The sequence below is a fragment of the Streptomyces sp. genome (genome assembly GCF_050698815.1).
Taxonomy (GTDB): domain Bacteria; phylum Actinomycetota; class Actinomycetes; order Streptomycetales; family Streptomycetaceae; genus Streptomyces.
This window is the reverse complement of the sequence record NZ_JBOHCV010000294.1, coordinates 1-8,900: the sequence shown is the minus strand read 5'-3', so window position 1 is coordinate 8,900 and position 8,900 is coordinate 1. Positions and strand designations below refer to the sequence as shown.

Here is an 8,900-nt window from a genome sequence, read left to right as displayed (position 1 = left end):
CAGGCGGTCGCTCGGGTCGGCCTCCGCCGGGACGGTGAACGGCGGCCCGAACAGCGGTGCCCGAGCCGCGGGCCCGGGCACCAACTGCCGTGCCGTGCGCATCAGTGCGGTGGCGAGCGCCGCCGGTACGGGCCGGGGCAGCCCCGACGCCCGCGCTATGTCCCAGCCGTGCACCGCGATCTCCAGGGCGCCGGTACGGGCGATGGCCGCGGCCGTCAACGGCAGGTCGGCGATGGCGATGAGGCGGTGGTCCGTGCTGCCGGCGGCCGCCCAGGCGCCCAGCAGTCGCGCCGCCCCGGACCGGAAGGCGGCCGCCGGATCGGTGTCCCGCTCCGGCGGTAAAGGCGCCCCGGGCGGTCCCGACGGCCCGGGCCACACCCGCCCCTCCTCGATCCCCTCGTGCAGTGCCGCGAGCGAGTCGTTGGCGTGCCACAGCAGCGCCCGCAGGTCCCAGTCCCGGCACGGAGTCGGGCGGGACAGCGACTCCGCGGTGAGGGGCCGTACGGCGCACAGCGCGTACCCCAGGGCACGCTCCAGCAACGCCGTACCGGTGTCCGGCGTGCCGTTGTCCCCTCCGTGTCCCATCTCGCCCTGCCCCCGGCCCCGTTCAGTCCTGCTCGGCCGGCATCTCGATGAACTGGACGTAGTTGCCGTCCGGGTCCGCGACCGTGGAGAACCAGGCGCCGAAGTCCGTCTTCTCGACCGGCCGCACCCACCGCACGCCGAGCGAGTCGAGGTGCGCTTCGGCCACCCGGATGTCGCGTACCCCGAAGTTGACGAGGCTGCGGCCGGGCTCCACCGTCTTGTCCGCGATGTCGTCGCGGTGGTCGAAGCCCACGTAGGTGCCGTCCGCGATGACGAGCATGTGTTCCGCCCAGCGGGCGCCCAGTGGTTCCAGCGCCGCCCGGTACCAGGCGACGAGCCGGTCCCGGTCGGTGCTGCTGAGCAGGATGCCGCAGGTGTTCAGAGTCGACTGTGCTGCCATGGTCGTTCTCCCCGGTGACATGGTGGTTCCCTTGCTGTCACCCGTACTGACCAAGGCCGCGCCGGAAACTCATCGACGTCGCGCGGCGGCTGTCAGTCCGATCCTGTTCACCGCCCACAGCGCGATGCCGAGCAGCACGAGGATGCCCGCGCGCACGTAGACGCTGGTCTCGCGGTCGGCCAGCGGGCTGGCCAGAATCAGGGCGGTGACCGCACCGAGCACGGGGAGCACGGTGGGAGTGCGGAAGTGGTGGTGGTCCACCCGGTCCTTGCGGAGCACCAGTACCGCGACGTTGACCACCGCGAACACGCACAGCAGGAGGAACGAGGTGGTGTCGCCCAGCCCTTCGATCTCGCCCGTCGACACGAGCGCGACGGCGATCAGCGAGACGAAGACGATGCCGAACACGGGCGTACGCCGGGTGGGCAGCACCCGCCCCATGAAGGTGGGCAGGATGCGCTCGTTCGCCATGCCGTAGCAAAGCCGCGAGGCCATCATGATGTTGATCAGCGCGGAATTGCTGACCGCGAACAGGGCGATGACCGCGAAGAGTTCGGGCGGGAAGGCCACGCCGCCCGCCTTGACCACCTCCAGCAGCGGACCGCTGGACCCCTCCAGCTTCTTGAAGTCGACCAGCAAGGAGGAGACCAGCGCGACCAGCACGTAGATCGTGCCGGTCACGCACACGCCGATGAACAGGGCGCGGGGGAAGGTACGGGCGGGCTGCACCGTCTCCTCCGCCATGTTGACCGAGTCCTCGAAGCCGACGAAGGCGAAGAAGCCCAGCGCCGTCGCCCCCAGCACGCCCGTCAGCAGGGCGTATCCGGTGCCGCCGTCCGCCGTCTGGATGTCGCCGAGCCGGCTCGGCTCGCCCTCGCCCGACAGCACCGCGAACACGCCGATGGAGATGATGATCAGCAGGCCGGCCAACTCGATGAGGGTCAGCACGACGTTCGTCTTCACCGACTCCGAGACGCCGCGCAGATTGAGCGCGGCGAGCGCGAGGATGAAGAGGATCGCGACGAGGGTGGGCGGCACGTCCACGAGTTCGCTCAGGTAGTCACCCGCGAAGGCGCGGGCCGCAGCACTCGCCGACGACAGCCCCGAGCACATCACCATGAAGGCGACGATGAAGGTGAGGAACGGGATCTTGAAGGCGCGCTGGGTGTAGAGCGCGGCACCGGCGGCCCGCGGGTACTTGCCGACGAGCTCCGCGTACGAGGCGGCCGTCAGCAGCGCCACCACGAACCCGATCACGAACGGCAGCCACAGCGCGCCGCCCACCTTGCCCGCGACACTGCCCGTGGTGGCGTAGATGCCGGTGCCGAGGATGTCGCCGATGATGAAGAGGATGAGCAGTCTGGGGCCGATGGCGCGCTTGAGGGGCGTGCTGTCCACGTGGCCCGGGTCCGCTGGTGTGTCCGATGACGCGTCGTGTGAGTCCGGCATGCGCAGTAGCTTCCCCGCACAGTGATCGTTAGCGCAACCGATGAATTCCTGTCAGCCGGGTGGTCCAGCTTGCACCGGTTCGCGCCTGCCTGCCGGTCCGTCACGTCACGTACCGCTGCGACCGCTGCGACCGCTGCGACCGCTGCGGCCGCTGCGACCGCTGCGATGAAGGAGAGCCGCCATGCCGACCACACCCGACAGGGAACCGGTGACCACGCTGGACCCCCGCTACAGCAGTCCGGACGCCGCGCCCACGGACTGGGCCGCCGCCCGCGAGCGGCTGGCCGGGGCCGGGATCTACTGGCTGACCACCGTACGGGCCGACGGCCGGCCGCACGTCACGCCGCTGCTCGCCGTGTGGGCCGAGGGGGCGCTCCACTTCTGTACGGGCGCGGAGGAGCGCAAGTCCCGGAACCTGGCGGGCAATGCGCACTGCGTGCTCACCACGGGGAACGACGCCGTCGACGAAGGGCTCGACCTCGTCGTCGAGGGCGACGCGGTCCGGGTACGGGACGACGCGAAGCTGGGGCGGCTGGCGGAGGCGTGGGTGGCGAAGTACGGGGAGGGGTGGCGCTTCGAGGCCCGTGGCGGCGAGTTCCACCACAAGGGGGACGGCGGCGTGGCACAGGTTTACGAGGTCGCGCCGGTGACGGCCTTCGGATTCCGCAAGGGGGAGTACAGCCAGACGCGGTGGCGCTTCGGGGGTGGGGGCGCGTAGGGGTGCGTGTGGGCGTGCGCGGGTGAAGGGTCCGGTGCCGGCGAATGGTTGAGGATTGGACTGTTCCGGAGCAGGGTGGGCCCTCCGTCACCAGGAGAAGGGACACCAGCATGACGTCACAGCCCACGCCCCGGGCCACTCCGAGGACCGGCCCGCGTACCCTGCCGCCCTTCCGCGCCGATCACGTGGGGAGTCTGCTGCGGCCGCCCGCCCTGAAGCGGGTCCGGGAGGAGCGGGCAGCCGGGCGGATCGGTGCCGCCGAGCTTGCCGCCGCCGAGGACGAGGCGATACGCGACGTCGTCGCGATGCAGCGGGAGGCGGGGCTGCGGGGCGCGACGGACGGCGAGTTCCGGCGCGCGTCCTGGCACATGGACTTCATCTACGCGCTGGGTGGCATCAACAAGGTCGAGGACGAGAACCTGCGGATCACGTTCCACAACGCCTACGGCGACGTGGAGTTCGCGCCGCCGTCCGCCCACGTCGAGGGGCGGGTGGGGCTGGAGGGGACGATCTTCGGGGACGCGTTCCGCTTCTTGCGGGACACGGTGGGGGAGGGGGTGACGCCTAAGCTGACCATCCCGTCGCCGAGCATGGTCCACTACCGGGGCGGGCGCGCCGCGATCGACGAGGCCGTGTATCCGGAGATGGACGCGTTCTGGGCCGACCTCACCAGCGCGTACGCGGAGCAGGTGCGCGGCGTGCACGAACTGGGATGCCGTTACCTGCAGTTGGACGACACCAGCCTCGCCTACCTCAACGACCCCGAGCAGCGGCGGCACGTCGCCGGCATCGGCGGGGACCCCGAGCATCAGCACGAGACCTACATCGCCAACATCAACCGCGCGCTGGCCGGGCGGCCCGACGACCTGCGGGTGACGACGCACATGTGCCGGGGCAACTTCGCCTCGTCCTGGGTGGCTTCGGGCAGCTACGACTTCGTCGCCGAGGCGCTGTTCGGTGGGCTGGAGGTCGACGGCTTCTTCCTGGAGTACGACGACGAGCGGTCCGGGGGCTTCGAACCGCTGCGGTTCGTGCCGAAGGGGAAGCAGGTGGTGCTCGGGCTGGTCACCAGCAAGCACCCCGAGTTGGAGAGCAAGGACGCGCTGAAGCGGCGCATCGACGAGGCGGCGCGTTACGTGGACCTCGACCAGCTGTGCCTGTCGCCGCAGTGCGGCTTCTCCTCCACGCTGGAGGGGAACAACCTGACGATCGACGACCAGCTGGCAAAGCTGCGGCTCATCGTGGAGACGGCGGAAGAGGTGTGGGGGGCCGGCTGACCGGCGGGAGCGGGGCGGTCGCAGGGGTCTCGGGCGACCTCCGCGACCCGCCCCGCCACCCCGGGCTGAGCCCCGGCCGGCGTCAGTAGTCCACGCGGGCCGTGTCGTCCGCGCGGAGTACTGATTCCTGCTTGTAGAGGCGCCGGTATTCCCGGCGGATGTGCTGGATGTCCGTCTCGTGTGCGCCGGCCTCGGACGAGGGGATGAGCAGCGTCAGTTCGTAGGAACGTTCGCGCTCGATGCGTCCGTTCCGGTCCCGGTACTGGCCGCGTCCGTCCTGGACGGTCAGGCCGCGGGGGAAGTGCGGCGTGACGTGCTTGTCCAGGAAGGTGCGGAACTGCTTGTCCGTCACCGCCGGTCCGCCGTCGGGGTCGACCGTGCCGAAGAGGAGGCGGGTCTCGGTGTAGGTCTCCCCTTGTGCCGGGGGCGTGTCGAGGGCCGCGTAGGCGGTGGGGGCCGCGGCGGTGAGGGCCAGGACCGCCGCTGCGGCGGCGAGGTAGCGGTTCTTGATCTGCACGTTGATCTGCACGGTGTTCCCTTCGTCAGGTGACGAAGCGATCCTGCTGGGTCGGATGACGGGTTGGGCGTAATGACACGTTTTCACATGGTGCGCAGCGCGTCCCTGTGCGCTCCCCCGGACTCCGTGACGAGGTCGTCGAGGGGCTGGGGGGCGCGGACGGTCGTGAAGCGGATTCCGTCGTCCGTGAGCGTGTAGCCGTAGACGCCGGGGCGCGGAAGGGAGTTGTAGCCGAAGGGGTTGGAGAAGTAGTACGCGCCCGTGTCCAGGAGCGCCGCGTAGTCGCCCTCCGACAGGAGGGGGAGGGAGCGGTCGCGGGCCACCAGGTCGCCGGCGAAGCAGCAGGGGCCCGCGATGTCCTGGGCGACGGGGTCGCCGGTCTTGGGGTGGCCCTTGGAGTCGTAGGCGGCGACGCGCAGGGGCCAGGCGTCGGGGGTGAAGACCGTACGTACGGCGAGCTGCGCACCCGCATGGGTGACGGCGATGGGGCGGCCGCCCGCGGACTTGGCGTACTCGACGCGGGCGAGCACGGTGCCCGACTTGGCGAGCAGTGAGCGGCCGAACTCGGTCACGATGCCGTAGCGGCCGTCGAAGAGCCCGGGCACGGTGCGGGCCAGCAGGCGCGCGTACTCGGCGAAGGTCGGTGTCACGTCGTCGGAGGCGAAGTTGACCGGGAGGCCGCCGCCCAGGTCGAGGGTGTCGATCTGGTGGCGGCCGACCGCCGTGTTGATCTCTTCGGCGAGGTCGAAGGTCTCCTTGGCGCCCTCGGCCATCAGGTCCAGCGGCATGCCCTGCGAGCCGATGTGCGAGTGCAGCCGGGTGAGCCAGGGGCGGTCGCGGTAGGCCTGGACGACCCATTCCCGGGCTCCGGGGTCGAGGAGGGCGACGCCGAACTTGGAGGTGGCGGTCGCCGTGCTCATCGCGCCGATCGAGCCGCCGCCGACCTGCGGGTTGATGCGGAGGCCGAGGGGGGCGGAGGGGGGTGCGCCGGGGGTGATCAGGGCGTCGAGGCGGGAGAGTTCCTGAGGGTTGTCGGCGTTGAGCGCGATGCCGAGGTCGAGGGCCTCGCGCAGTTCGGTGACGGTCTTGGCGGGGGAGTCCAGGACGGTCTGGCCGGCCGGTACGCCGGCGGCGCGGGCCAGGGCCAGTTCGCCGGGGCTGGCGACCTCGCAGCCGATGCCCTCGTCGGCCAGCAGCCGGAGTACGGGGACGAGGGAGGCGGCCTTGACGGCGAAGGTGTGCTGGACGGACTGGCCGGGGGCGGCCACCTCGGCGAACGCGGCGTGCAGGGCCGTCGCCGTCTCCCGTACGTGACGGACGTCGAGCAGCGCGGCGAGCGGCTGCCGGTCGTCGGTGACCAGGCCCTGGTCGACGGCTGCGCGGACGGCGAGGTCGCGGCGGGTGGTGTGCATGGAACAAGCCAAACACGACCGGACCGGTGCGGACCATTCGTTGCGGGGAGTCTGCGTTGCAGAGCGTCAGCAGAGGGCCGGCATGGTGTTGACTAGATCTATTCACTCCGTAGAGTGGGTGAATAATCAGGCCCGGAGGTGGGAGGCAGACATGTCAGGACCGCGAACCGTGCGGGCGCCGCGCGGCAGCGAGCTGAGTGCCCGGGGATGGCAGCAGGAAGCCGCCCTGCGGATGCTGCAGAACAACCTCGACCCCGAAGTCGCCGAGCACCCCGACAAGCTGGTCGTGTACGGGGGCACGGGCAAGGCGGCCCGGGACTGGCAGTCCTTCGACGCGATGGTGCGGACGCTGCGCGGCCTGGGGGACGACGAGACGATGCTCGTGCAGTCCGGTCGTCCCGTGGGCGTCATGCGGACGCACGAATGGGCGCCGCGGGTGCTGCTGGCCAACTCCAACCTGGTGGGGGACTGGGCCAATTGGGAGGAGTTCCGGCGGCTGGACGCCCTCGGACTCACCATGTACGGGCAGATGACGGCCGGTTCGTGGATCTACATCGGCACGCAGGGGATTCTGCAGGGGACTTACGAGACGTTCAGCGCTGTCGCGAGCAAGCGGTACGGGGGTTCGCTTGCCGGGACGGTCACGCTGACCGCCGGGCTCGGGGGGATGGGCGGCGCGCAGCCGCTGGCCGTGACGATGAACGGTGGCGTCGTGCTGTGTGTCGAGTGCGATCCCTCGCGGATCGAGCGGCGCATCGAGCACGGGTATCTGGACGTACGGGCGGATTCGCTGGAGCATGCGCTGCGGCTGGTCACGGAGGCCCGCGACGCGCGGCGGCCGCTGTCGGTGGGTGTGCTCGGCAATGCGGCGGAGGTGGTGCCGCGGTTGCTGGAGATGGGCGCGCCGATCGACATCGTGACCGACCAGACCAGTGCCCATGACCCGCTGGCGTATCTGCCGGTGGGTGTTCCGTTCGAGGAGATGGCGTCGTACGCCGCGGAGAAGCCCGCCGACTTCACCCTGCGGGCGCGGGAGTCGATGGCCCGGCACGTGGAGGCCATGGTCGGCTTCATGGACGCGGGCGCCGAGGTCTTCGACTACGGCAACTCCATCCGTGGCGAGGCCCAGGCGCACGGGTATGAGCGGGCCTTCGACTTTCCCGGGTTCGTGCCCGCCTACATCAGGCCGCTCTTCTGCGAGGGGAAGGGGCCGTTCCGGTGGGCGGCGCTGTCCGGGGACCCGAAGGACATCGCCGCCACGGACCGGGCGCTGCTCGAGCTGTTCCCCGAGAACGAGTCGCTGGCGCGCTGGCTCAAACTGGCTGGCGAGCGGGTGCACTTCCAGGGGCTTCCCGCGCGGATCTGCTGGCTCGGCTACGGGGAGCGGGACCGGGCCGGCGAGCGGTTCAACGACATGGTGGCGAGCGGCGAGCTGTCGGCGCCGGTGGTGCTGGGGCGTGACCACCTGGACTGCGGCTCGGTGGCCTCGCCGTACCGCGAGACCGAGGCGATGCGTGACGGTTCCGATGCGATCGCCGACTGGCCGCTGCTGAACGCCATGGTCAACGCCTCGTCCGGGGCGACCTGGGTGTCCATTCACCACGGGGGCGGCGTCGGCATGGGGCGGTCGCTGCACGCCGGGCAGGTGACGGTCGCGGACGGTACCGCGCTGGCCGGGGAGAAGCTGCGCCGGGTGCTGACCAACGACCCCGGGATGGGCGTCGTGCGGCACGTCGACGCCGGGTACGAGCGGGCCGAGGAGGTCGCCGCCGAGCGGGGTGTGCGGGTGCCGATGCGGGAAGGCGGCGCGGAGGCGTGAGCGCGGCTTCGTTCCAGCAGATGTGGCGCGACCTCGCCGGTATCGGGCGGGACGGCGGGGGCGGCTATCGCCGCTACGCCTGGACCGCCGCGGACAGTGACTGCCGTGCCTGGTTCCGGGCTCAGGCGGAGGCCCGCGGGCTCTCCTACGAGGTGGATCGCAACGGCAATCAGTGGGCCTGGTCGGGGGCCGGCGGTGCGGCGGACGTCGGGGCCGGCGAGGCGGTCGTCACCGGTTCGCACCTGGACTCGGTGCCGGACGGCGGCGCCTTCGACGGGCCGCTCGGGGTCGTCAGCGCCTTCGCGGCCGTCGACCGGCTGCGCGCCGACGGCCACCGGCCGGACCGGCCGATCGGCATCGTCAGCTTCGTCGACGAGGAGGGCGCCAGGTTCGGTGTCGCCTGCGCCGGCTCCCGGCTGCTCACCGGCAGTCTCGACCCCGACAAGGCACGCGACCTGAGCGACACCGAGAGCACGACGATGGCGGACGCCATGGAGGCTGCTGGCCACGACCCGCGGCACCTCGGCCGCGACGACGACACCCTCGCCCGCATCGGCACCTACGTCGAGTTGCACGTCGAGCAAGGACGCGCCCTGGTCGACGGGACCGCCGCGGTCGGTGTCGCGCACGGCATCTGGCCCCACGGCCGGTGGCGGCTCGACCTCCCCGGCGAGGCCAACCACGCCGGCACCACCCGGCTGGCCGACCGGGACGACCCCACCC

General features: G+C 71.3%; 9 protein-coding genes. 4 read left to right on the top strand and 5 right to left on the bottom strand.

Annotated elements, in window-relative coordinates; translation table 11 throughout:
• From ACRDP3_RS10605 to ACRDP3_RS10595, 3 genes are all read right to left on the bottom strand, one after another.
• On the bottom strand, nt 1–585 hold a 585-nt coding region (locus ACRDP3_RS10605; protein ID WP_431516620.1), incomplete at its 3' end, for a TIGR03086 family metal-binding protein.
• A gap of 22 nt (nt 586–607) precedes the next feature.
• The gene (locus ACRDP3_RS10600) at nt 608–985 is read right to left on the bottom strand and encodes a VOC family protein (RefSeq protein WP_431516619.1); all 378 of its coding nucleotides are present in this window, start codon (nt 983–985) and stop codon (nt 608–610) included.
• A gap of 69 nt (nt 986–1,054) precedes the next feature.
• Nucleotides 1,055–2,434, bottom strand: coding sequence for an APC family permease (locus tag ACRDP3_RS10595; RefSeq protein ID WP_431516618.1), 1,380 nt, complete (start codon nt 2,432–2,434; stop codon nt 1,055–1,057).
• Nucleotides 2,435–2,615: 181 nt separating this feature from the next.
• On the opposite strand from ACRDP3_RS10595, the gene ACRDP3_RS10590 reads away from it, so the two are divergent.
• Entirely contained in the window at nt 2,616–3,152 is a 537-nt protein-coding gene (locus ACRDP3_RS10590) for a pyridoxamine 5'-phosphate oxidase family protein (protein ID WP_431516617.1), read from the top strand.
• Nucleotides 3,153–3,262: 110 nt separating this feature from the next.
• The gene (locus tag ACRDP3_RS10585; RefSeq protein ID WP_431516616.1) at nt 3,263–4,429 is read left to right on the top strand and encodes a 5-methyltetrahydropteroyltriglutamate--homocysteine S-methyltransferase; all 1,167 of its coding nucleotides are present in this window, start codon (nt 3,263–3,265) and stop codon (nt 4,427–4,429) included.
• Between the two features lie 82 nt (nt 4,430–4,511).
• Here the strand turns inward: ACRDP3_RS10585 and ACRDP3_RS10580 are convergent, their stop codons facing one another.
• A complete protein-coding gene (locus ACRDP3_RS10580) occupies nt 4,512–4,952 on the bottom strand; it encodes a DUF3574 domain-containing protein (protein WP_431516622.1) in 441 nt (146 codons plus the stop codon).
• Nucleotides 4,953–5,029: 77 nt separating this feature from the next.
• Nucleotides 5,030–6,358, bottom strand: coding sequence for a diaminopimelate decarboxylase (locus ACRDP3_RS10575; protein WP_431516615.1), 1,329 nt, complete (start codon nt 6,356–6,358; stop codon nt 5,030–5,032).
• Nucleotides 6,359–6,509: 151 nt separating this feature from the next.
• Here ACRDP3_RS10575 and hutU point away from each other — a divergent pair, with 151 nt between their 5' ends.
• Both hutU and ACRDP3_RS10565 read left to right on the top strand, forming a co-directional pair.
• Entirely contained in the window at nt 6,510–8,177 is a 1,668-nt protein-coding gene (gene hutU / locus ACRDP3_RS10570) for a urocanate hydratase (RefSeq protein ID WP_431516614.1), read from the top strand.
• 20 nt (nt 8,178–8,197) lie between these two features.
• Nucleotides 8,198–8,900 (top strand): M20/M25/M40 family metallo-hydrolase (locus tag ACRDP3_RS10565; RefSeq protein ID WP_431516621.1); only part of this gene is annotated, 703 nt, incomplete at its 3' end.